The sequence below is a fragment of the Ruegeria sp. BG11 genome, assembly GCF_056538565.1.
Genome location: NZ_JBQFTH010000001.1, coordinates 39,341 through 63,573, shown reverse-complemented (window position 1 = coordinate 63,573; position 24,233 = coordinate 39,341). Strand labels below are relative to the sequence as shown.

The window sequence follows — 24,233 nt, the reverse complement described above, 5'->3', positions numbered from 1 at the left end:
AGACCTCTTCTTTGCATGTGTCACATATCATGACCGCCACTGTGACGGTCTTGGATTTAGAAAATCGGAGGGGTGGCGTCCTTGACCTAAATCAGGCCGCCTCAAACGAGATTTGTCGTCGGAGGAACTGCGTTGCCCGATCGCTGACAAAACCGGGCTTGCCGGTGGTTAGGTAGCCGCCTTCTCCCTCACCCAGCATGGTCGGGTGGCGTTGCAGATAATCGGCCAGGCTTTCGGCCACCAGATCGCCCTGGCTGAACACCTGAACATCCGCACCCAGAGCGGCCTGAAACGTCTCAGCCATCAATGGGTAGTGCGTGCAGCCCAGAATGGCAGCTTGAGGTTCGGGCATCTTGCGTTTCAACGCATCCACATGGCTGCGCACCAGCGCTTCGGCCAGAATCAAATCACCGTCTTCAATGGCATCGACCACGCCGCCACAGGCCTGTGCCTCGACATCCACACCAATCGCGCGGAACGCCAGTTCCCGTTGGAAGGCGCGGCTGGAGACTGTGGCGGGCGTTGCAAACAAGGCCACATGCTTGACCGCCACTTCCCGTGGAGGCGAGTTGTCACCCCATTGCCGCTCGGTCAGCGCCTCGATCAGAGGGACAAAGACGCCCAGAACCCGTTTGCCTTCCGGCACGCCTTCCTCCTGCATCCGACGCAGGGCAGCCGCGCTGGCGGTATTGCAGGCCAGAATCACCAGATTGCAGCCGCGATCCCACAGGTCGTAAACCGCCTTGCGGGTTAGCTGATAGATATCCTCGGCATCGCGCACGCCATACGGCGCATGCGCACTGTCCGCGTAATACAGGAAATCCACGTCGGGCAGCCGTTGCTGCGCGGCGTTCAGGACGGTCAAACCGCCCAAACCGGAATCAAAGATACCTACTGCCATTAACCCTTCAGGCGCGATGCCGTTCCTCAAATTCATAGCCGTAGTCAAAAGACTTCAGCGGTGTCGGAGACAGCTCATACGTGGCTTTGCGCAGGAAATCCATCATCTTGCGCGTATCCTTGCTGAGTGGGTCCAGAACATCACGACCAATCGGCTCACCAATCACCACCCTCACAGGGGTATCAACGCGTTTCTTGAACTCCTTGATCAGCAATCCCATCCGTAGGGTGTTGTGCAAGTGGCTGGCGATCTGGAACAGACGAGAGGTATGGCCGTCAAAGAAGACCGGCACCACGGTGGCGTTCGATTTGGCGACCATCCGCGCGGTAAAGCCCCGCCAGCCGGGGTCCATTGGGTGGTCGAACGGCGTGAGGGCTGTGCTGACGGTGCCACCGGGGAAGATCCCAATCGCCCCACCGTCGCCTAGATAGTTCAAGGCGGTCTTACGGGTTTCAAGGTTCAGCTTCATCGCCTCTTTCGTCTCATCAAATGAGATTGGCAGGACGATGCGGTTCAGATCTTCTGCCTTGCGAAACACACGATTTGCCAGAATCCGGAAATCACCGCGCGTTTCAGACAGGATATGCCCCATCATCAAACCGTCCAGAATGCCGTAGGGGTGATTGGCAATCAGGATCAGAGGGCCGTCCTTCGGAATATTCGACAGCGCCCCACCTGCAACATCCAGCGTCAGACCGTAGCGTTCGACCATGACATCCCAAAAATCGCGCCCCTTGGCGACGTCTTGTTCATACCCGTCCGCACGCTTGATCAGTCGCATGCGGCCTGTGGTGTTTTCCATCAGCTTGATGACCATCCGACCGCCCTTGGTTTCGGCGGAATGGGCATAAGAAATGTCTCGAACGACATGACGGCGCGAGGGCATCTGAAGACTCCGGAACGAACTGCCTGCATTATACGTTAAGCGGAGATTTTGCCTAGCGAAGGTGACAGGTTTGTGACGCCTCATTCCGCCGCAGCGCGCATCTCGGGCCCGCCACTGCGGATCATTGCCAGAAGTTCTTCGCGCCGTTTGGCTGCTTTCGCCTCATTTTCCAACAAAACAGGGCCAAAACCGCGGATATCCAGTGGCAAACGGGCCAGTGCAACAATCGCCTCCCGCGTATCTTCCGTTGTCAGAGGCAGTACCTCTTTCATATCCTGTTCGTATTGTTTGATCAGCGCGCGTTCCATCCGTCTCTCGGCCGAGTAGCCGAAGATGTCCAAAGGTGTGCCACGCAAACTTTTCAACTTGGCCAACAGCTTAAGAGGCCCAAGCATCCATTCTCCAAAGGCACGCTTGCGCGGTCTGCCATTGCTGCCCTCCCCACCAAAAATCGGCGGGGCCAAATGGAAGGTCATGTTGAAATCGCCGTCGAACTCGGCAGCAGCCTTTTCCCGACTGGTGAGCAACAGGCGCGCGACTTCGTATTCATCTTTGTACGACAACAGCTTGTGATAGCCTTTTGCCACTGCCTCGCGCAGCGTTTCATCTGCAATACCGTCCACTAGCTTGCGGTAGCGTTTCGCCAATCGAGCCGACTGGTAGTTGGTCAGGTGCTGCGCTCGGAAGTCGATCATTTGGTCCAGGGTCTTCGGCAATTCCGAGACGGAAGGGGCCAGCATCGCCTCTACCTCCTCCGGGTGCAGAACCGCCCAGCGACCCACGTCAAAGGCCCGCTTGTTGCGCTCTACGGCGGTTCCGTTCAGCTCTATCGCGGTCATGATCGCCTCATGACTGACAGGCAGGGTACCGCGCTGCCATGCCGCGCCAAAGACCATCATGTTGGAGTAGATCGAATCGCCCATCACGATCTTGGCCAGATCGGTCGCATCGAACAGGCTCACCCCGTCTTTCAGCCGCGCTTTCAGCGCCAGCTCCAACTGGTCGCCCGGAATGCGGAATTCGGTATCGCGGGTAAAATCGCCGGTCACTGTGCTGTGGTTATTGACCACTGCGCCGGTCTGTCCGACCCGTGTCAGACCCAGGGTTTTGGCCCCGGCAGAAACAACAAGGTCGCCGCCAATCAGCGCATGCGCTTCGCCGGTTGCGACGCGAATGGCGCTGATATCTTTTGGCTTGTTCGCCAAACGGCAATGGATGTGAACTGCGCCGCCTTTTTGGGCGAGGCCGGCCATCTCCATCATACCCGCGCCTTTGCCGTCAATCTGTGCCGCTTGCGCCAGAATCGCCCCGAGGGTCACGACGCCTGTGCCGCCAATCCCGGTGATAACCACGTTATGCGTGCCATTGATCTGCGGCAGATCGGGTATAGGAAGATCGGGCAAATCAAGCTGTTTGGTCGCCTCTTTCCGGATCTTTGCCCCTTCCAAAGTGACAAAGGACGGACAGAACCCGTTCAGGCACGAGAAATCCTTGTTGCAGCTGGATTGATCAATCGCGCGTTTGCGGCCCAGTTCGGTCTCTTTCGGCACGATCGAGACGCAGTTCGACTGAACCCCGCAATCGCCGCAGCCTTCGCAAATATCGGTATTGATGAAGACGCGCTTGTCCGGGTCCGGGAACTCACCGCGCTTGCGGCGACGGCGTTTCTCGGCCGCGCAGGTCTGGACATAGACGATGACCGAGACGCCCTCGGTCTCGCGGAAGCGGTCCTGCACTTTCATCAACTCAACGCGTTCAAAGCTCTCTACACCCGTCGGCAGAGCCCCAAGGTTCACGTCTTCCTTCTCATCATAGACCAGAGCCACGTGCTGCACGCCCATGGCCTTGACCTCGGCCACGATCCTTTCAGCCGTCAGATCGCCTTCGTTCCCCTGCCCGCCGGTCATGGCAACCGCATCGTTAAACAGGATTTTGAAGGTGATGTTTGTGCCCGCCGACAGCGCCGCCCGGATCGCCTGCACGCCAGAGTGGTTATACGTCCCGTCGCCCAGGTTCTGGAACACGTGTTTGGTGGTCGAGAACGGAGCCTCACCAATCCAGTTCGCGCCCTCGCCGCCCATCTGGGTGAAACCGGTGGTCTCGCGGTCCATCCACTGCACCATGTAGTGGCATCCGATGCCTGCATAGGCGCGGCTGCCCTCGGGCACTTTGGTTGAGCTGTTATGGGGACAGCCCGAGCAGAAATAGGGCAAACGCGTCGCGATTTCTTGTGCGTTGTCAGCCCGTCGCGCCTCGTACAATTTGGCGAGGCCTGCGCGAACGCCATCCGTTTCACGTCCCTCTTCGATCAGGATGTCACCCAGCTTTTCGGCAATCATGATAGGGTCCAATGCGCCGCGTGTGGGGAACAACTCCTCACGATGCAGCGTTCCGGCGCCGCCCTTATACCAGCCATAAACGCGGCGACCCCGGCGGTCGTCAAAAATTGCCTCTTTGACCTGCACCTCGATCAGCTTGCGTTTTTCTTCAACGATCACAATCAGGTCCAGTCCTTCAGCCCAATCATGGAACCCGGCCATATCCAGCGGGAACGTCTGCCCGATCTTGTAAGTCGTGATGCCCAGCCGTTCCGCCTCGGCCTCATCAATGTTCAGCAAAGACAGCGCGTGGGTCAGGTCCAGCCAGTTTTTACCCGCCGCAACGAACCCGATCTTGGCCCCCGGCTTGCCCCAGACACGTTTGTCCAGCTTGTTGGCATGCGAGAACGTCTCGGCCGCGAAACGCTTGTAGTCGATCACGCGGGCCTCTTGCAGATGCGGCGTATCGCCAAGACGGATGTTCAACCCACCCTCGGGCATGTCGAATTCGGGGATCACGACGCCCATCCGATCCGGCCTGCCATCGACGACCGAGGTCACCTCGATCGTGTCCTTCATTGTTTTCAGACCAACCCAGACACCCGCGAACCGGCTGAGCGCAAAGCCGTAAATGCCGTAGTCCAGAATCTCTTGCACGCCTGCGGGGCTGACCACGGGCATATACATATCGACCAGAGACCATTCCGATTGGTGCAACACGGTTGAGCTTTCGCCGGTGTGGTCATCACCCATCGCCATCAGCACACCGCCGTGTTGCGCAGTTCCTGCCATATTGGCGTGACGCATCACATCGCCCGACCGGTCAACCCCCGGCCCTTTGCCGTACCAAAGACCAAAGACGCCGTCATACCGGCAATCGCCGCGGAGGCCTGCCTGCTGGCTGCCCCAAAGCGCGGTGGCCGCCAGATCCTCGTTCAAGCCGTATTGAAAGGTCACATCGCTTTCAGCCAGATAACGCTGGGCGCGCATCATCTGCTGATCCACCGCACCCAGAGGCGAACCGCGATAGCCCGTCACCAGCCCGGCGGTGTTCAACCCGGCCTGTTGATCGCGGGCTTTCTGCATCAGCATCAGACGCACAAGCGCCTGCGTTCCGTTCAAAAGAACGGGTGATTTCTCAAGATCGAAGCGGTCGTTCAGCGTTATATGTGGCTGACTCATCAGACGTCTCCCCTCGTCAGATCAGTGTGCTTTATATTCACGCATTTTAGGTCATAATTATTGACCTGTATAGCCATTATCCCCTGAATCCCAAGGATTTCATGGTTTGATTGTGGAACTTGTTACCTATTTCATATAGGGCTTCACGAGGATAACGAAAGTTGCGGCGATGGATTGGGACAAGCTTAGAATATTTCACGCGGTGGCCGATGCGGGCAGCCTGACCCATGCGGGGGATAGGCTCAATTTATCTCAATCCGCCGTGAGCCGTCAGATCCGCGCGCTTGAAGAATCGCTCGACGCAACCCTTTTCCACCGCCACGCCCGCGGCCTGATTCTGACCGAACAGGGTGAGCTGCTGTTTGATGCGACCTCGGCCATGTCCAAACGTTTGGACGCCGCAGCCGCACGCATTCGAGACAGCGAGGAGGAAGTCTTCGGCGTCCTGCGCGTGACCACCACTTTCGGCTTCGGCACCCTATGGCTCGCCCCGCGCCTGCCCAAACTGTACGAACAGTACCCTGATCTGAACATCGACTTGATGCTCGAGGAGCGTGTTCTGGACCTGCCCATGCGTGAGGCCGATGTTGCCATCCGCATGAAAGAGCCCAGCCAGGCCGATCTGATCCGCAAACGCCTGATGACCGTTCAGATGAAGCTCTATGCAACGCAGGAGTATCTGGAATCCCATGGCGGGATGCTGAAATCGCTGGACGAGATCAAGGAACACCGTCTGATCAGCCAGACCCCGTCGGCCCCGCAGGTGGGCGCAAGCGCGGCGATGGTGCGCCATCTGATGACCTTCAATCCGGGGTCCCTGCTGACAGTGAACAATTATTTCGGCGTGCTTCAGGGCGTGTTGCACAACCTGGGAATTGGCGTCCTGCCCGACTACGTGACGCAGGACTTCCCGCACCTCGTTCCGATCTTGTCGGAAATCGAAAACGCGGACGTTCCCGTTTACCTCGCCTACCCGGAAGAATTGCGCCATTCCAAGCGGGTCGGAGCATTCCGCGACTTCGTTCAGGACGAGATCATCGCGCAACGCAAGCAGCTGAAAATGATGGGTAAACTCTAGCTATGCACTCGCAGCATAGCAGCAATGCTGAACGATCAGATTAAAACTTCTTGAACGTTCACAAACCGACCCCTAAATGAGCACTCGAAGGCGGTGATGCTGAAACGCTCATCATCTTCATACCTCCCTGTTGGACTATGGCCGAGCTTAGTGCTCGGCCTTTTTTTTTGACTTCTCCCAGATTCATTTTTTAGTTTTCTTCAATCTCACAATCCAGAGCGATGAAATTTCTGGGAAAATCACCGACACCTGCCTATGATCCGAGAAAACGTTAAAAATTCGTGTTCGAGGACAGAACCATGATTAGCCCCCTCCGCTTTCTGGCGGCGATTTTTTCACTATTTTTACTAGTTGGCCCTCTGCATGCCCAAGTTGCGGGCACGTCGACCTCCAGCGCGCCTGCCACCGTCGACATTCCCGAGGACCTGACACCGGAACAAGTGGACGATCTGGTCGCCCGTATGTCGGATGATCAGGTCCGCTCGATCCTGTTAGAGCGTCTGGACGCGGTGGCAGAGAAAAACGCAGCCGCTGCAGAGGATCGCGAGGATCCGATTACCGAGTTGAATGAAGTCTGGAGCGAAATGGTCGCCTCGTGGACGCATGTCATAACGACCGTCCCCAATCTCTTCAGCGCGCAAGCCACCGCCATCAAGAATTTTGCGACCACTTTCACCTCATTCGGTGCGTTGGTTCTGATGGGGCTGGTTGCTAGTGTTCTGGTTGTGGGCTTCATCGCCGAAAAACTGTTCGAGATTCTGACCCGCCGCTGGCATGTCCAGACCGAGGCCGAAGCCGAAGGCGATCTCTGGGGCGCTGCCCGCTATCTTTTCGGTCGTTTCTGTCGGGAAATCGCGGGGCTTGTAGTTTTTTACGTGGTCATCCGCGCGGTTGGGCGCGGCCTGCTTACGCCCGAACAAATCACCTATGCCGGGCCGTTTGTGTTCTACCTGATCTGGGTGCCACGGCTGGGTGCCGCCGCCTCGCGCTTTGTACTGGCCCCGAACAAGCCGCATTACCGTCTGGTCAATATCGACGATCACTGGGCGAAGTATCTGCATCGCAACCTGATCGGGCTGCTGATCCTGATCGGTTTCACCCTGTTCCTGCTGCACTTCAACAACCTGAACGGCATCACAGGGGATGATACGCGTATCGGCTTCTGGCTGAACGCAGGCATCCACATTTATATTGGCTTGATCGCATGGAAAGCGCGCGAAGGTCTTTCGCAGATGATGCTGGGAACTGACCCGGACCACACCAAGTTCGACGAGGAAGTGGCACATTATTACCCGTACTTCGCCATCGCGGTCTCGGCAGCGACTTGGCTTCTGGTCGAGTTTCTGGTGGCGCAGCGTAACCCGGCATCGCTGGCTCTGCTGGTTCAGGGGGCGCATTTCACCACCATGTTCTGGCTGTTGATCGCCCCGGCGCTCGACACTCTTATCCGAGGACTTGTCCGTCATCTGCAACCTCCGATGCAGGGCGAAGGTTCGGTGGCCGAACGCGCCTATAAATCAACCAAGCGCAGCTACATCCGTATCGGTCGGGTTCTGGCCGGTATTCTGGTCATCCTGATGATCGCCAACGCATGGGATCTCGATCTGCAGGAAATCGCTGGTGGGGATGCGGATTCAGGTAGCAAACTGGTGCAGTTCTTCATCATCATCGCCGTTGGCTACATCCTCAATGAGGTCGTCTCGCTCTGGATCAACCGCCGACTGGCGAAAGAGATGACCGCCGCGCAAAGCCCGGACGAAGAAGCTGGCGAAGGCGGCGGTGCTGGTGGCTCGCGTCTGGCAACGGTTCTGCCGCTGCTGCGAGTAACGGCTCAGGTGGCGATTGCCGTGATCTTCGTTTTGCTGGCATTGGGCGCCCTTGGGCTCGACATCACGCCACTTCTGGCTGGTGCAGGTATCCTGGGTCTGGCCATCGGTTTCGGCGCGCAAAAGCTGGTATCCGACATCGTTGGCGGCATTTTCTTCCTGATCGATGATGCATTCCGCGTTGGTGAGTATGTCGATGTGGGAGGCACCACCGGGACAGTCGAGAAGATCTCGATCCGCTCCATGCAACTGCGTCACCATCGCGGGCCGGTGCACACCATTCCATATGGTGAGATTCAGAAACTGACCAATTACAGCCGCGACTGGGTCATCATGAAGCTAAAATTCACCGTGCCGTTCGACACCGATCCCAACAAGGTGAAGAAGATCTTTAAGAAGATCGGCGCCGAGATGATGGAGGACGAGACCCACAAGGATGGCTTCCTGCAGCCGTTCAAGTCTCAGGGTGTGTTCGACTTTGACGATGTCGGCATGATCATCCGGGGCAAGTTCATGGCCAAACCCGGCAAGCAGTTCACCCTGCGCAAAGAGATCTTCAACCGCGTCAAAGCCGCCTTCAAAGAAAACGGCATCGACTTCGCACGCCGCGAAGTGCGTGTCGCCATTCCCGGTCTGGATGATGCGGAACACCTGAGTGAAGACCAAAAAGCAGCCGTTGGCGCTGCCGCTGGTGCCGTCGCGCAGCAGGCGCAGCAACAGGACCAGCAGAAGTAAACTCATCCGGCACGCGGCTGTCTCTGTCGCGTGCCGGAACCCTATTTGTGGCTCTGTCCGATCCCCGCAATTTGCACCTTTGTCCGGTTTGCAACAGGACAGCGCGCGGAAAGTGCCTTTTCTCTTCCCCCCGGCGGTCCCTTCCCCTAAAAGGCGCCAAACATTGCCATCTCGGGGACCGAAACAGGATGCAAGAGCCAGCCATCACACCTGATCTGATTGCCGCCCACGGGTTGAAGCCCGAGGAATACGACATGATCCTCGAGATCATCGGGCGTGAGCCGACATTCACCGAGCTTGGCATTTTCTCGGCCATGTGGAACGAGCATTGCTCTTATAAATCCTCCAAGAAATGGCTGCGCACCCTGCCAACGTCTGGTCCTCAGGTCATTTGCGGACCGGGTGAGAACGCAGGCGTTGTTGATATCGGTGACGGGCAAGCAGTTGTTTTCAAGATGGAAAGCCACAACCACCCGTCTTACATCGAACCCTATCAGGGTGCGGCAACCGGCGTTGGCGGCATTCTGCGCGACGTCTTCACCATGGGCGCGCGCCCGATTGCCTCGATGAACGCCCTGTCCTTTGGTGAGCCCGGTCACCACAAGACCCGCCAACTGGTCAACGGCGTGGTCGAAGGCATCGGCGGCTATGGCAACTGCTTCGGTGTGCCCTGTGTCGGAGGTGAGGTTCGCTTCCACCCGGCCTATAACGGCAACTGCCTTGTGAATGCGTTCGCTGCAGGTTTGGCTGATAGCGACAAAATCTTCTACTCGGCGGCCTCTGGCGTCGGCATGCCCGTCGTTTACCTCGGTGCCAAAACCGGACGTGACGGCGTTGGTGGTGCGACCATGGCCTCGGCTGAGTTCGACGATACCATCGAAGAGAAACGCCCCACCGTTCAGGTCGGCGACCCCTTCACCGAAAAGCGCCTGATGGAGGCGACGCTGGAGCTGATGAAAACCGGCGCTGTAATCTCGATCCAAGACATGGGCGCGGCAGGCCTGACCTGCTCGGCCGTTGAGATGGGCGACAAGGGTGGTCTGGGTGTCCGTTTGGACCTCGAAAACGTCCCGCAGCGCGAAGAGAACATGACAGCTTATGAAATGATGCTTTCCGAGTCACAGGAACGCATGCTGATGGTTCTGAAGCCCGAGCTGGAGGCCGAAGCCCGCGCCGTATTCGAAAAGTGGGACCTTGACTTTGCCATCGTCGGCGAAACCATCGCCGAAGACCGTTTTCTGATCATGCACAATGGAGAGGTGAAGGCTGATCTGGTCCTGTCGAAGCTCTCCTCGACCGCGCCGGAATATGACCGCCCATGGGTCGCGACGCCTGAGGCTGAGGAACTAGCCGACGTCCCGCAGATTGACCCGATTGATGGTCTGCGCGCCCTGCTCTCTTCGCCCAACTATGCGGGCAAGCAGTGGGTGTATGAGCAGTATGACACCATGGTTATGGCCGACAGCGCCCGCACCCCGGGTCTGGGCGCCGGTATGGTCCGTGTTCACGGTACCGACAAGGTGCTGGCCTTTACCTCAGACGTGACGCCGCGCTATGTCCGCGCCAACCCGGTTGAAGGTGGTAAGCAAGCGGTGGCAGAGGCTTATCGCAACCTGACCGCTGTCGGGGCCAAACCGCTGGCCACAACCGACAACCTGAATTTCGGCAACCCTGAAAAGCCCGAGATCATGGGCCAGTTCGTTGGCGCGATTCAAGGCATCGGAGCCGCCGTTGGCGCGCTGGATGTGCCCATCGTGTCCGGCAACGTCTCACTTTACAACGAGACCGATGGTCAGGCGATCTTGCCGACCCCGACCATTGGTGCCGTTGGCCTGCTCGACCACACCGATGAGATTATCGGAAACGAGGTGCGTGAAGGTCACGTTGCCCTCGTGATCGGCGAAACCAAAGGCCACCTGGGCCAGTCCGCCCTTCTTGTCGAGGTGTTCAACCGCGAAGAAGGCGATGCGCCCCACGTGGATCTTGAGGCCGAGAAACGCAACGGCGACTTCATCCGCGCCAACCGCGAGATGATCAAGGCCTGTACCGACCTGAGCGACGGTGGCCTGGCGCTTGCAGCGTTTGAACTGGCCGAAGCAGCGGGCGTTGGCGTTCACCTCGACGATGCCTCGACCGAGGTGCTGTTCGGCGAAGATCAAGCCCGTTATTTGATCGCCTGCAACTTTGATCAGGCCGAAGCACTGATGATTGCAGCTGGTCAGGCCGGCGTCCCATTGACCTCGGTTGGCCGTTTCACCGGAGATAGCGTGAAAATCGGAAGTTCCGAAGCCCCTCTGGCCGAATTGACCGAGGTTTTCCGCCAAAGCTTTGCCACCGCGGTCGCCTGATCTCACTTCTCGTTCTGCAAAGGAATAGTCCCGCGCCCTGATCGGTGCGGGATTTGCATATCTGAAAGACCTTCCACATCTTGCACGCGCCTTCCCATCGCTCTACATCTTGGGAAAGACCTTCAGGAGTAAACCTACATGCCGATGAGCGCCCACGAGATTGAAACCCTGCTGCGCGAGAGCTTTCCCAACGCGGAAATTCAGGTTGGCGGCAGCGATGGCGTTCACATGTCCGCCATGGTCGTGGACGAGAGCTTTCGCGGCAAGAACCGCGTCCAGCAACAGCGCGCTGTTTATGCGGCCCTGAAAGGCAAAATGGACGGCCCGGACGGTGACCTGCACGCGCTGGCGCTGACCACCAAAGTGCCGGAGTAGGATGGAACATGCGATTGTAATCTCAATTGCGGTTTCCGTCTTTGTTCTGCTCATCACGCTGTTGGCGCGGAACAAATCAAAGACTGGGCGCAAGACGAGGCGAGGATCGCCGCCATGACAGGGAAAACACCTCCTGCAGTCCTCCTATAAATCACATGACAGTGCAATTAGCTCGGCAGAGCCCCATATCCCCAAGGATACGCAAGACTACGCCAAAGCTATGATGCCGAAGAGCAAAGGAAACGCGAAATGACCGACGTGAAAACCCAGATCGACGAAACCGTCAAAGCCAATGACGTGGTGCTGTATATGAAAGGCACCAAAGAGATGCCTCAGTGCGGTTTCTCATCCCGTGTGGCAGGTGTGCTGAACTACATGGGCGTGGATTATGCCGATGTGAATGTTCTGGCCGACGATGCAGTCCGTCAAGGCATTAAGGACTATTCGGACTGGCCCACCGTACCGCAGCTTTATGTCAAAGGCGAGTTTGTCGGTGGTTGCGATATCATCACTGAAATGACCCTGTCGGGTGAATTGGACACGTTGTTTGACGAAAACGGTGTCGGCTACAACAAGGACGCAGCCGACAAAATCCGTGAGGCTAACGCCTGACCCGGCCTTAACGGCTGGAGCAATCTTGAAAAATGATCTGCTCACTGGCGGCGTTTGTCGCCAGGAAGCTCACCGTGGCATTCCACCCTTTTGAACTCAGGATATAGGTTCCGTTCGTATCCACAGATTCGTACCGAATGCCCGAACCGCTCTCGACCTGACGCATCGCGACCAGAGAATTGTCGACCATCGTTGCCGCGGCCCCCGAGCCGTCCGATGCGTTGAAATAGGTCACTGGCAGCGGAATACCGTTCTCGCAGTTGAACGTCACCGTCAGTATGTCGATCTCGGCCATTGCCTTGGACGCACATACAAGGGCCACGGCCCCGCAGATCAAGCCGCATGCTCGTTTCATTTTGCTTTTTCCTCGATATCTGATGCCAGGGCTTCGGCCCGTGCAGCCAATTCGGCCAGTGTATCCGTAACCGAAGGCGGCACGACAGCGACCTCGATCCGTTCGGGTTCAGGTGCAGGCGCGCTGCGTAGCGTTTGAAGCTCAGCCTCGGTTTCCGCCAGTTTCGCCTCAAGCGCTTTGACCTTGTCGTCAGTCGCAGCTGTTTTGTCAGCCAACATCAGACCGGCCATCAACAACATGCGGGATTCAGGCATACGCCCAATCTGATCCGACAGCACTTGCGCTTCGTCATCCAGCATTTTCGCGGCGGCCTGCAGAAAGCTTTCTTCCCCGTCCTGACAGGACACGTCAAACCCGCGCCCGCCGATATGAATGGTCACTTCGGGCATTACTCAACCTCACCTTCTGCCAGTTTCGCCTGCGATAGCAGAGGCTCAAGGCGAGCCAGAACAGCCCGCGCCTCAGCCGCATCGGTCGCCTGCGCCGCGCGCGTTGCTTCCAACTCCGCCACGGTCGCCTGATTCAACAGCTCCGCGTCCTGAACTCCCTCTTGCGCCGCAGCGCGCAGGGCATCAACCGAGTTGCGTAGTTGCTCATTCGCCTGCCGCATCCTCTGCAGATCGTCATCAAGACGTGACATGGCAGCCCCGTGGCTTGCACGCTCGGCCCTCAGCATCTCCAGCTCCGCGTTCAGCTCGGCCACCCTTTCGCTATCGGCCAATTCGGCCCGCAAACGGCTATTTTCGGCCTCGATGTCTCCAGCACGCAAGATAGCAGCCCTCATCTCTTCAATCTCGGCCCGCAGCGCGGCCGGGTCTTCCTGACCTTCCAGATCAGCCCGCAATTGCGCGTTCTCGGCTTTCAGAGCGTCCCGTTCCTCAGTGTTTTCCAGTGCCGCCTTGGCCTCGGCCAGTTCGGCCCGCGCAGCCTCAACCGCAGAAAGCTTGGTTGCGGCTTCGGCCAACTCAGCCCGCAGCGCGTCCACATCGGCCGTAGGCTCTGGCGCAGCACGCAGCGCCTCCATATCGGCGCGCATACCGTCAACTTCCTGCTCGTGGCGTTCCTTCAACGAAGTCAGGCGCTCTTGCAGCTGTGCGTTGGCAACACGTTCATCGTCCAGCGCCGCTTGCAACCCTTCATCTGCATCGCCCGCCGGCGCATTTTGCAGGGCTGTCACGCCCGTGCCAATTCGCTCCATCGCGGCAAGAATGCGTTGCTGTAACTCTTCAATCTGGCTCATGCCCCTGTCACCTCTTAACCAAGGTTCATTCTGTTGCCGAACCGCCCGAATCAAGAATCGGTTCCGCTTGACCCCAGTCTAGCGGAATGTGACAGAAAATACCCACTGTTTGGTTTCAAAGGCTTGGACAGCTCTCTTCAAGCGGTGCGACCTTGTTTCGCCCGGTTCTGCTTGCACTTTGAGGGCTGAATGCTATTGAGCGCGCAATCTGCTTCAAACCCAAAGGAACAACGCCCGTGGACCTGACTGCGCTGCGCAATGCAAACCCCGAACACTGGGAGAAAGCTGCGGCCATCCGCACCCTGACCCTTGACGCCGTCGCCGCCGCCAATTCCGGCCATTCCGGTATGCCGATGGGCATGGCCGATGTTGCGACCGTCTTGTTCGAAAAGCATCTGAAATTCGACGCCTCTGCCCCGAACTGGCCGGACCGCGACCGGTTCATTCTGTCTGCGGGTCACGGCTCGATGCTGATCTATTCGCTGCTGTATCTCACTGGACACGCGGATGTGACGCTGGATGAGATCAAGAACTTCCGTCAGCTGGGCGCGAAAACTGCGGGTCACCCGGAGAACTTCCTGGTCGACGGGATTGAAACTACAACTGGCCCACTGGGTCAGGGCATCTCGAACGCTGTGGGCTTTGCCATGGCCGAGGAAATCCAGCGCGCACATTACGGCAAGAAGATCGTTGATCACTATACCTATGTGATCGCAGGCGACGGCTGCCTGATGGAAGGCGTGAGCCAAGAAGCGATCACTCTGGCCGGCCGTCATGAGCTGGGCAAGCTGATCGTCTTCTGGGACGATAATAACATCACCATCGACGGCACCGTGGATATTGCCGACCGTACCGATCAGGTACGCCGTTTCGCGGCCTCGGGCTGGCATGTAATCGAGATCGACGGCCATGATCCTCAGGCTATCGACGCGGCGATTACGCAGGCGAAAAAGTCGAAAAAACCTTCGATGATTGCCTGCAAAAGCCACATCGCTCTGGGGCACGCCGCACAGGATACCTCGAAAGGTCATGGCGCACTGACGGATCAGGAGCAGTTGAAAGCCGCCAAAGAAGGCTATGGCTGGCCGCATGACGCATTCGAGATCCCTGCCAACGTGAAGTCGGCTTGGGAAGCCATCGGTGCCCGTGGCGCCGCCGAACGAGCGGAATGGGAAGAGCGTTTTGCGCAAATCTCGGAACGCAAACAGGCCGAGTTCAACCGAGCCTACGCGTCTGAAGCACCCAAGAAACTGGCCGGTGCGATCCGTTCCTTCAAGAAACAGATGTCGGAGGATCAGCCCAAGCTGGCCACCCGCGCCTCGTCCGAAAAGGTTCTGAACGTTGTGAACCCGATCATGACCGAGACCGTGGGCGGCTCGGCTGACCTGACCGGTTCGAACAACACCAAATCGGCTGATATGGGTGTGTTCCTGCCGGAAAACCGCAAGGGTCGCTACATCCACTACGGTATCCGTGAGCACGGCATGGCCGCCGCGATGAACGGTATGGCGCTACACGGTGGCATCCGCCCCTATGGCGGTACCTTCATGGCCTTCACCGACTATGCCCGCCCGTCCATGCGTCTGGCCGCGCTGATGAAAATCCCGTCGGTTTTCGTGATGACCCATGACTCGATCGGTCTGGGTGAAGACGGCCCGACCCACCAGCCCGTCGAGCATCTGGCGATCAGCCGCGCGACGCCGAACACCTATGTGTTCCGCCCCGCCGACACCGTTGAAACCGCCGAAGCCTGGGAACTGGCGCTGACCTTCAAGGACAGCCCCTCGGTCCTGTCGCTGACCCGTCAGGGCGTGCCGACCGTTCGCAAGGAGCACAAAGCCAAGAACTTGACCGCACAGGGTGCTTACGTTCTGGCGGAAGCCGAGAGCAAGCGTCAGGCGATCCTGATCGCTACGGGCTCTGAGGTTTCCTTGGCGATGGAAGCCAAAGCGATGCTTGAAGCCGAAGGCATCGGTACCCGCGTCGTCTCCATGCCCTGCATGGAACTGTTCGCCGAGCAGGACGAAGCCTACCGCAAGCGCGTGCTGCCCGCCGGTGCCGTGCGCGTCGGAATCGAGGCCGCCGTGCGCGCCGGTGGATGGGACCGCTGGTTGCTGGGTGAGCGTGGTCGTGAAGCCAAGGCAGGTTTCATCGGCATGTCGAGCTTTGGTGCCTCTGCCCCGGCAGGTGAGCTGTATAAGCATTTCGGCATAACCGCCGAAGCGACCGTTGCCAAGGTCAAGGAACTTCTGGGCTAAACCAGCCTGCCACAAAATGAAAAGCCCCGGTCCACACCGGGGCTTTTTTCTTAGACAAAGATGATCACAGACTGCATTCCATCCACGATCAAATCGCCTTCTGTGTTCCAAACGCGCATGACCTGCGAACTATAGCCGTCGCGGCCTGCGGTAAGTTGGTGCTCCAGTAAGAACCAACCGTCGCGTGTTTGAATATCTTCGGACAACACGTTGAAAATCCAGTTCATTGACGAATTTGGTCCGGGTTTCTTCAGTGCGGGGTAGATAGCTGGCGGTGGCAGGTCAGCGATTGCAATCAACCCCTCCGTCCTGTTCCACATCCGAGGATCGTTGTGTCGGGCCCAAAGGCGCAGATACCCGCGATCTGCCCCCATGAAAGGCAATTCACCCTCGACCTTTCTGACGTCAAAGTTTGTAAGGAAAGGTATCGGCGGTCGCGGCAAATCTGGAGGGAAATAATACTCCGTCATCTCGGGCGCATCTACGGGCTTGGCCGGGCAATCGAACGCGACATGGCTGTCTTGCGCACAGCCAAAAGAAAATGTCGCTTGCGCCGCAACATTGCCACCGATTTCGGCACGAGCGTTGATGGTCGTCACATTGCGCCCCTCGCGCAAGACTTCCGTTCTGATTTGCGGCGGATCACTGATCGGCGCCGTGAAATTGACCAGAGCCGATCTGAGGGGCGGTAAATCTTTGTGCCGATTGTAAACCGTTGACAGCATTAGGGCCGACGAAAATCCACCGAATGTTGTGCGGCCTTGCTTCCAGTTCTGCGGCACCGGGTAGCAGAGGCAATCGCCTTGCGCCTCAGCGGCGCTGAGGACATCGAAAAGGGATGGCTCGGACATGGTAATTCCACTTAGCTATTGGCACGTCGAGGATAATCTGACCGCAAGGGGAGGCCAGCAGGACCTAACGTCATCGCCTAGTGTTCTTTGGATGAACCTGAAAACGCCCCCATCACGGGCCCGATGACTTTGGTTGCCAGGGGGATCAAGACCATCCCCCAGGCCAGACCAAAGATGCCGTCCATCGTCGCCTTGGCGATCCACTCCGCCGCGGCCTCCCACTGCGCCGAGACCGAATGACCAACCGCATAGGCCCAGTCATGGATATGATGCCCCAGCCAGCCAAAGCCCAGAACCTCCATCCCGTGGATGACGATTGATCCGCCCACCCACAGCATGGCCGCCGTTCCGACGATCGAAAGGGTTTTCATCACCGTGGGCATGGCCTTGACCAATCCGCGCCCCAACCCTCGGCCCACCGGCGTCGGAGCGTTTCCGGCCAGATACAACCCGACATCGTCCATTTTCACGATCAAGGCGACCGAGCCATAAACGGCCACAGTCACCCCAAGCCCGACAACGGCCAAAGTCGCCGCTTGCATCCACACATTCGGGGCCTCAATCGCGGCCAGCGCAATGGTCATGATCTCAGCCGACAGGATGAAATCCGTCTTGATTGCGCCCTTGACCTTCTGTTCTTCAAGATGGCCCGGATCACGCACATCCATGTCCTTTTCGATGGCGTGGCTACCATGCGGGAACAGAACATGGAAAATTTTCTCGGCCCCTTCAAAACACAGATATGACCCACCCAGCATCAGCAAAGGTGTGATCAGCCACGGCGCAAAATTCGCAAGCAACAAGGCGACTGGTAGTAGCAGAATGAGTTTGTTGAAAACCGACCCACGGGCAATGCGCCAAATGATCGGCAACTCACGCGCGGGCGCGAAGCCCTGTACGTATTTCGGCGTAACCGCAGCGTCGTCGATAATCACCCCGGCCGTTTTGGCCCCTGCCTTGCCAGCAGCCGCCACGACATCATCCACCGAGGCCGCAGCCACCTTGGCAATCCCCGCCACATCATCCAAAAGGGCCAACAGTCCGCTCATCGCGTGTCCTTTCCTGTCACCTGCCGCAAACGGACCCTACCCGATCCAACAGCTAGCGCAAGCGTTAGCGCAATCTGCCCAGGTTTGCGCTAACACCTTAAAAATATGCCGTTTTTGCCCTTTTGAGATTCCGGTTTCAAGGCTATATGGCCTCAAACGCAAGCGCATTTGGAGACGTCACATGACCATCAAGGTCGGTATCAATGGTTTTGGCCGCATTGGCCGCTGTACCCTGTCGCACATTGCCGCCTCGGGCCGCAACGACATCGAAGTGATCAAAGTCAACGCCACCGGCCCGCTCGAAACATCGGCGCATCTGCTGAAATATGACAGCATTCACGGCCGTTTCCCGCGCGAAGTATCGATCGAAGGCGACACCATGGATCTGGGCCGAGGCCCGATGCAGATGTTCTCGACCTACGACATGAACGAACTGGATTGGGAAGGCTGCGACGTCGTTTTGGAATGCACCGGCAAGTTTAACGACGGCACCAAGGCTAAAACCCACTTGGATCGCGGCGCGCGAAAGGTTCTGCTGTCGGCCCCCGGCAAGAATGTCGACAAGACCATCGTGTTCGGCGTGAACCACAACACGCTGACCGCGAATGACAACATGGTCTCGAACGGCTCCTGCACCACCAACTGCCTTGCTCCGCTTGCCAAGGTTCTGGACGAAGGTGTCGGCATCGAACACGGTATCATGACCACCATCCATGCCTATACTGGCGACCAGCCGACACTGGACCGTCGTCATAGCGACCTGTACCGTGCCCGCGCGGCGGCGATGTCGATGATCCCGACCTCGACCGGCGCGGCGGCTGCCTTGGGCGAGGTTCTGCCCAACTTGAAAGGTCGTCTGGACGGCTCGGCGATCCGCGTCCCTACTCCGAATGTTTCGGCCGTAGACCTGAGCTTCCGAGCCTCGCGCGACGTGACCGTTGATGAGGTCAACGCAATCGTTGAAGAAGCTGCCAAAGGCCCGATGCAACGCGTTCTGGGCTATGAGCCCGCGCCGCTGGTCTCGACAGATTTCAACCATACCGAGGAAAGCTCGATCTTCGCACCGGATCAGACCCGCGTGGTCGACAACCGCATGGTCCGCGTGTTGGCGTGGTATGACAATGAATGGGGCTTCTCGGTTCGTATGGCCGATGTCGCCGTCGCCATGGGACGCCTTAACTGATTTTCCCATGATCGCTTGAACAGCTTCGCCCGCTCAGGTTATCTGAGCGGGCGTTTTTGTTCGGGGCCCTCATGACAAATCAAATCGCCATCTGGCTGGCGCTGCTGATCCTTGGCGCAATCATGCTGGACTATGCCCTGTTCGGAACTGAGCATTTTCTGTTCCTCGGCAAGAAACTTTACGACTTTCTCGACTGGCTCGCCTTCTGGCGCTGAGCAAGGTTTTACTTGACTTTCTCGCCGATCTCGCTTTGTTAGCGCTAACTCATTTCGAGCAGAGACTCTGACGGAGCAGGACATGACACTTAAACTGGCCATTAACGGATTTGGACGTATCGGGCGCGGCGTTTTGCGCGCGGTTATGGAGTCGGGACGGACCGACGTTGAAATCGTTGCGATCAACGATCTGGCCAAGCCGGAAATGAACGCCCATCTGTTCGAGTTTGACAGTGTTCATGGCCGCTACTCCAAGCCCGTCACGCTGTCCGAGGCCGGTCTCGACGTCGGCGCGGGTCCGATCCGTCTGACCAGCGAACGCGATCCCGAAGCGTTGGACTGGTCGGATGTCGATGTTGTACTGGAATGCACTGGCGTATTCCGGACCCGGGAAGCGGCTGAGCGTCACCTGAAGAACGGCTCCAAGAAGGTTCTGATCTCGGCCCCGGCCCGTGGAGACGGCGGCGTCAAGACGATCGTATTTGGGGTGAACGACTCCGAACTGACCACTGAGGACACGATCGTGTCGAATGCCTCATGCACCACCAACTGCCTGTCGCCTGTTGCTGCGGCGCTGGATGCCGGATTGGGGATCGTGCACGGCAACATGACTACCGTTCACGCCTATACCGCAAGCCAGCCGGTGCATGACACCGCGGGCAAAGACCCCTACCTGTCACGCGCGGCGGCTCTGTCGATGATCCCGACAACCACCGGCGCCGCCGCAGCTGTTGGACTGGTTCTGCCGCAGTTGGCGGGCAAACTGACCGGTCAGGCGATCCGCGTTCCAACCCCGAATGTCTCGGTGGTTGATCTGGTGGCCGAGGTCTCTCGCCCGACGACCGAGGACGAGGTCAACGCCCTGTTTGTTGAGGCCGCTGCCAAAACCCCCGGCGTTCTGGCCGCAGAAAACCGTCCGCTGATCTCGATTGATTTCAACCACGATGCCCATAGCTCGACCGTGTCGCTGGCCGAGACCAAGGTCACGGATGGCACGCTGGTCCGTGTTCTGGCGTGGTATGACAACGAATGGGGCTTCTCGAACCGGATGCTGGACACAGCCGCTGCGATGGGCGCGCTATCCTAACCGCTCTTTAAGGGCCACATTCACGCGGGGCGTGACGAATTTCGACACGTCCCCGCCTAATCGCGCGATCTCTTTCACCAGTTTCGAAGCAATGGCCTGATGCCGCGCTTCGGCCATCAGGAACACGGTCTCGATGGAATCGTCCAGAGCCCGGTTCATGCCAACCATCTGGAATTCATACTCAAAATCAGCAACGGCCCGCAGCCCCCGCACGATGACCTGCGCGCCCACATCCCGCGCGCAGTCGATCAGCAGGTTCTCGAACGGATGCGCCACGATCTGGGTCCCGGTCTGTTCTGACAGATGCGCGCATTCCGCCTCGATCATGGCAACACGTTCTTCCAGTGAAAACAAAGGCCCTTTGTCGCGGTTAATGGCCACGCCGATCACCAGCTTGTCCACCAGCGCCGAGGCCCGACGGATGATGTCGATATGCCCCAAGGTGATCGGGTCAAAAGTTCCGGGATAAAGGCCAACCCGCATCACGCTCTCCTGCGTTCAAAAACTGGGCGATAGCAAACACAATCATGCTGCAGGTGCAAGAGGGCGATATGCCCTGCCCCCTCAATGCCCCATGATCATGCCCTGCAGGGCGTCTTTTTCCATTGCAAGCTCGGTCAGTTGCGCCTTGACCACGTCCCCAAGGGTGACGATGCCGACAAGCTTGCCATCCTCGACAATCGGCATGTGGCGGAACCGGCCTTCGGTCATACGGGCCAGAATATCTTCGACCGATTCCTGTCGTGTCGCGGTGATCAGGTCCTTGGTCATATAGCTATCGACCGATTGGTTCAGGCAACCGCTGCCGCTGGCCGCCAGCTCTCGGACAATGTCGCGTTCGGACAGGATACCGACGGCCGTGCTGCCTCCGTCCTCTGAGACAACAACTGTACCGATGCGTCTTTCCGCCAGTATCTTCGCCGCCTCGGACACAGTCGCGGATGGAGCGACGGTCACCACCTCATCGGTGGCTTTGGATGTCAGAATGGCTTGAACGAGCATAAAAAAACCTCCGGCAATAACGTACTGTTTTCCAAAGCGTTGCCGGAATGGTCATGTGTGTCAAGTTCCGGCTTCCGCCTCAAGCCGTGCAACTTCGTCGCGAATCCCACGGGTCAATGCCTGCGCAAAGCGGTTGAGGCGTTCGTTTCGCTGATCGCCTTGATGCCGAACCAGATGAAAGCTGCGGGTCAGACTGACCTGATCAGTCAACAACCTGCGCAGGTTCGGATGAAACGGAAGCGTGAAGTCATGCGCAACACAGATCCCCGCCCCAAGCGCCGCCTGACGCAATTGAACAGGTACCGAGTTCGATGCAAGCGCCACCCGGTCGATTCCCAAATCATTGAGGTAGTCCAACTCGCGATCGAAGATCATATCCGGGATATAGCCAATCAAACGGTGGGCTTTCAGGTCCTCGACCGTCTGGATCGGGGTGTGTCGGTCCAGATATTTCTGCGCCGCAACCAGATGCAGTTTGTAGTCGCTGACCTTTTGCACCAGCAGCTTGCCTGCGGTCGGAGAGCTGACCGTGACAGCCATATCCGCCTCACGCCGCGACAGGTTGATGATCCTGGGCAGCGCCAGGATCTGAATATCCAAATCTGGATTGGCATCGCTGATCTTCGCGCAGACCTGAGGCAACAGGTAGTTCGCCGAACCATCCGGAGCGCCGATCCGAATCTGACCACTCAGCGACTCGGTCGACCCAACCACTGCGCCAGCGGCAGCGCGCATCGCCTCTTCGGCTTGAAGGCCGTGATCCAACAGGCGTTCCCCAGCGGTCGTTAAAATGTAACCTTGTTGCGACTTGGTGAAAAGCTGCGCGTCCAGACTGCCCTCCAAACGGGCGATCCTCCGGCCAACAGTAGCTGGGTCGATCTTGAGGATACGCCCCGCCGAAGACAGGCTTTCCTCGCGCGCTACGGCAAGAAAAACGCGCATATCATCCCAATTTGGTGTCATCCTACCCTTCTTGCATTTTTGCAAAGCTCTTTTGAGACATTGCCTCTGTTCAGGTTATTTCTGCAAGCCTATTCTGCGCGCAAACATATCGGAGGAGTTTGCAATGCAAGATCTGACTCATTTCATCAATGGCGAGAACGTGGCCGGAACCTCGGGCCGTTTTGATGACGTTTTCAACCCGGCAACGGGTGAAGTTCAGTACAAATGCCCAATGGCAAGCGCGGCCGAAACCACCGCCGCGATCGAAGCCGCCGCAGCCGCGCAGCCCGCATGGGGCGCGACCAACCCGCAGAAGCGCGCGCGCGTCATGATGGCCATGGTCGGCCTGATGAACCGCGACATGGACAAACTGGCCGAAGCGCTGAGCCGTGAGCATGGCAAGACCATCCCTGACGCCAAGGGCGACCTGCAGCGCGGACTGGAAGTGATCGAATATTGCATCGGCGCACCGCAAATGCTGAAAGGAGAGTTCACCGACAGCGCAGGTCCGGGTATCGACATGTACTCGATGCGCCAGCCTCTGGGTGTTGTCGGTTCGATCATGCCGTTCAACTTCCCGGCGATGATGCCTCTGTGGCACGTTGGTCCGGCACTGGCTTGCGGCAACGCCGTGGTTCTGAAACCGTCCGAGCGTGACCCCTCGGTTCCTCTGATGCTGGCCGAACTGTTCATCGAGGCCGGCCTGCCCAAGGGCGTCTTCCAGGTCGTCAATGGCGACAAAGAGGCCGTGGACACCATCCTAGACAGCGAAATCATTCAGGGCGTCAGCTTTGTAGGCTCGACCCCGATCGCACAATACATCTACAGCCGCGCGACGGCCAACGGCAAACGTGCGCAGTGCTTTGGCGGCGCCAAGAACCACATGATCGTCATGCCCGACGCGGATCTGGACCAAGCTGCAGACGCGCTGGTCGGTGCAGGCTTCGGCGCGGCGGGCGAACGCTGCATGGCGATCTCGGTTGCCGTTCCTGTGGGCGAAGAAACCGCAGACCGTTTGATCGAGAAACTGATCCCGCGCGTCGAAAAGCTGAAAGTCGGCCCCTACACCGCCGGAGACGACGTGGACATGGGCCCCGTTGTGACCGGAGCCGCGAAAGAGCGTATCCTCGGCCTTATCAACTCGGGTGTGGAACAAGGCGCGAAACTGGTCGTCGACAACCGCGATTTCAGCCTGCAGGGCTATGAGGACGGTTTCTTTGTCGGCCCGCACCTGTTCGACCACGTGACGCCTGACATGGATATCTACAAGCAGGAAATCTTCGGCCCGGTCCTGTCGACAGTTCGCGCAGGCTCCTACGAAGAGGCGATTGGCTTGGCGATGGACCATGAATACGGCAACGGCACCGCGATCTTCACGCGCGATGGTGACACTGCACGTGACTTCGCGAGCCGGATCAACATCGGCATGGTTGGCATCAACGTCCCAATCCCGGTTCCGCTGGCCTACCACACCTTTGGTGGCTGGAAGAAATCCATGTTCGGTGACCTGAACCAGCACGGCCCGGATAGCTTCAAGTTCTACACCCGCACCAAGACTGTCACGGCCCGCTGGCCGTCGGGCATCAAGGAAGGTGGCGAGTTCAACTTCAAAGCGATGGACTGATCCAAAGCCAAATCTCTTCAAACCCGGCCGCTCTGGCCGGGTTTTTCATTGGCAGGGTTCCGCCAGAACCCTCCAAACCCGGAAACTCACGATAAATTCAAGCTGTAAAGGCTGGCTATTTTCGAGCCTGGCAAATATTTTCAACGCAACTATATATTCGAGCAGA

Annotated in this window: 21 protein-coding genes; 10 read left to right on the top strand and 11 right to left on the bottom strand. The window is 58.2% G+C overall.

The window, feature by feature from the left end; genetic code table 11:
* Positions 1-91: 91 nt before the first annotated feature.
* The 3 genes from ACR0JF_RS00315 to ACR0JF_RS00305 form a co-directional block, all read right to left on the bottom strand.
* A complete protein-coding gene (locus ACR0JF_RS00315) occupies positions 92-901 on the bottom strand; it encodes a glutamate racemase (RefSeq protein ID WP_170373618.1) in 810 nt (269 codons plus the stop codon).
* A 7-nt stretch (positions 902-908) separates the two neighbouring features.
* Positions 909-1,787 carry a lysophospholipid acyltransferase family protein gene (locus ACR0JF_RS00310; protein WP_480668844.1) on the bottom strand — a complete coding sequence of 293 codons (879 nt, stop codon included), beginning with the start codon at positions 1,785-1,787 and terminating at the stop codon, positions 909-911.
* Positions 1,788-1,867: 80 nt separating this feature from the next.
* Positions 1,868-5,287, bottom strand: a complete 3,420-nt coding sequence (locus tag ACR0JF_RS00305) for an indolepyruvate ferredoxin oxidoreductase family protein (RefSeq protein ID WP_170659475.1) — start codon at positions 5,285-5,287, stop codon at positions 1,868-1,870.
* 169 nt (positions 5,288-5,456) lie between these two features.
* On the opposite strand from ACR0JF_RS00305, the gene ACR0JF_RS00300 reads away from it, so the two are divergent.
* The 5 genes from ACR0JF_RS00300 (at position 5,457) to grxD (ending at position 12,261) form a co-directional block, all read left to right on the top strand.
* Positions 5,457-6,365: a LysR family transcriptional regulator gene (locus ACR0JF_RS00300; protein WP_170659474.1), complete on the top strand. Its 909-nt coding sequence runs from the start codon at positions 5,457-5,459 to the stop codon at positions 6,363-6,365.
* A gap of 299 nt (positions 6,366-6,664) precedes the next feature.
* Positions 6,665-8,926, top strand: coding sequence for a mechanosensitive ion channel family protein (locus ACR0JF_RS00295; RefSeq protein ID WP_170659473.1), 2,262 nt, complete (start codon positions 6,665-6,667; stop codon positions 8,924-8,926).
* Between the two features lie 188 nt (positions 8,927-9,114).
* Entirely contained in the window at positions 9,115-11,274 is a 2,160-nt protein-coding gene (gene purL, locus ACR0JF_RS00290; RefSeq protein WP_170659472.1) for a phosphoribosylformylglycinamidine synthase subunit PurL, read from the top strand.
* Between the two features lie 138 nt (positions 11,275-11,412).
* Positions 11,413-11,649, top strand: a complete 237-nt coding sequence (locus ACR0JF_RS00285) for a BolA/IbaG family iron-sulfur metabolism protein (RefSeq protein ID WP_170373612.1) — start codon at positions 11,413-11,415, stop codon at positions 11,647-11,649.
* A gap of 249 nt (positions 11,650-11,898) precedes the next feature.
* A complete protein-coding gene (gene grxD / locus ACR0JF_RS00280; protein ID WP_170659471.1) occupies positions 11,899-12,261 on the top strand; it encodes a Grx4 family monothiol glutaredoxin in 363 nt (120 codons plus the stop codon).
* 7 nt (positions 12,262-12,268) lie between these two features.
* Here grxD and ACR0JF_RS00275 read toward each other — a convergent pair whose 3' ends face one another.
* The 3 genes from ACR0JF_RS00275 to ACR0JF_RS00265 are packed head-to-tail and all read right to left on the bottom strand — an operon-like array spanning position 12,269 to position 13,856.
* Positions 12,269-12,616: an MliC family protein gene (locus ACR0JF_RS00275; RefSeq protein WP_170659470.1), complete on the bottom strand. Its 348-nt coding sequence runs from the start codon at positions 12,614-12,616 to the stop codon at positions 12,269-12,271.
* Positions 12,613-13,005: a cell division protein ZapA gene (locus ACR0JF_RS00270; RefSeq protein WP_170373609.1), complete on the bottom strand. Its 393-nt coding sequence runs from the start codon at positions 13,003-13,005 to the stop codon at positions 12,613-12,615. The genes ACR0JF_RS00275 and ACR0JF_RS00270 overlap by 4 nt, the downstream gene beginning before the upstream one ends.
* Entirely contained in the window at positions 13,005-13,856 is an 852-nt protein-coding gene (locus tag ACR0JF_RS00265; protein WP_170659469.1) for a hypothetical protein, read from the bottom strand. Before ACR0JF_RS00265 ends, ACR0JF_RS00270 begins: the two co-directional genes overlap by 1 nt.
* Positions 13,857-14,092: 236 nt before the next feature.
* Between ACR0JF_RS00265 and tkt the strand changes: the two genes are divergently transcribed.
* Positions 14,093-16,114 carry a transketolase gene (tkt, locus tag ACR0JF_RS00260; RefSeq protein WP_170659468.1) on the top strand — a complete coding sequence of 674 codons (2,022 nt, stop codon included), beginning with the start codon at positions 14,093-14,095 and terminating at the stop codon, positions 16,112-16,114.
* Positions 16,115-16,164: 50 nt separating this feature from the next.
* On the opposite strand, the gene ACR0JF_RS00255 is transcribed toward tkt, so the two are convergent.
* Both ACR0JF_RS00255 and ACR0JF_RS00250 read right to left on the bottom strand, forming a co-directional pair.
* On the bottom strand, positions 16,165-16,965 hold the full coding sequence (locus ACR0JF_RS00255; protein ID WP_170659467.1) for a thioesterase family protein: 801 nt from the start codon (positions 16,963-16,965) through the stop codon (positions 16,165-16,167).
* A gap of 77 nt (positions 16,966-17,042) precedes the next feature.
* Positions 17,043-18,014, bottom strand: coding sequence for a DUF808 domain-containing protein (locus ACR0JF_RS00250; protein ID WP_170373605.1), 972 nt, complete (start codon positions 18,012-18,014; stop codon positions 17,043-17,045).
* Positions 18,015-18,195: 181 nt separating this feature from the next.
* On the opposite strand from ACR0JF_RS00250, the gene gap (ACR0JF_RS00245) reads away from it, so the two are divergent.
* From gap (ACR0JF_RS00245) to gap (ACR0JF_RS00235), 3 genes are all read left to right on the top strand, one after another.
* Entirely contained in the window at positions 18,196-19,197 is a 1,002-nt protein-coding gene (gene gap / locus ACR0JF_RS00245) for a type I glyceraldehyde-3-phosphate dehydrogenase (RefSeq protein WP_480668843.1), read from the top strand.
* 71 nt (positions 19,198-19,268) lie between these two features.
* On the top strand, positions 19,269-19,412 hold the full coding sequence (locus ACR0JF_RS00240) for a hypothetical protein (RefSeq protein WP_170458101.1): 144 nt from the start codon (positions 19,269-19,271) through the stop codon (positions 19,410-19,412).
* A gap of 82 nt (positions 19,413-19,494) precedes the next feature.
* Positions 19,495-20,499, top strand: a complete 1,005-nt coding sequence (gene gap, locus ACR0JF_RS00235; protein WP_480668842.1) for a type I glyceraldehyde-3-phosphate dehydrogenase — start codon at positions 19,495-19,497, stop codon at positions 20,497-20,499.
* Here the strand turns inward: gap (ACR0JF_RS00235) and coaD are convergent.
* From coaD to ACR0JF_RS00220, 3 genes are all read right to left on the bottom strand, one after another.
* Entirely contained in the window at positions 20,491-20,982 is a 492-nt protein-coding gene (gene coaD, locus ACR0JF_RS00230; RefSeq protein WP_170548987.1) for a pantetheine-phosphate adenylyltransferase, read from the bottom strand. The genes gap (ACR0JF_RS00235) and coaD overlap by 9 nt on opposite strands.
* 81 nt (positions 20,983-21,063) lie before the next feature.
* The gene (locus tag ACR0JF_RS00225) at positions 21,064-21,501 is read right to left on the bottom strand and encodes a CBS domain-containing protein (RefSeq protein WP_170659465.1); all 438 of its coding nucleotides are present in this window, start codon (positions 21,499-21,501) and stop codon (positions 21,064-21,066) included.
* A 60-nt stretch (positions 21,502-21,561) separates the two neighbouring features.
* Positions 21,562-22,464 carry a LysR family transcriptional regulator gene (locus tag ACR0JF_RS00220; protein ID WP_170659464.1) on the bottom strand — a complete coding sequence of 301 codons (903 nt, stop codon included), beginning with the start codon at positions 22,462-22,464 and terminating at the stop codon, positions 21,562-21,564.
* Positions 22,465-22,567: 103 nt separating this feature from the next.
* On the opposite strand from ACR0JF_RS00220, the gene ACR0JF_RS00215 reads away from it, so the two are divergent.
* Complete coding sequence (locus tag ACR0JF_RS00215) at positions 22,568-24,067, top strand: CoA-acylating methylmalonate-semialdehyde dehydrogenase (protein ID WP_170467131.1); 1,500 nt, start codon at positions 22,568-22,570, stop codon at positions 24,065-24,067.
* Positions 24,068-24,233: the final 166 nt, after the last annotated feature.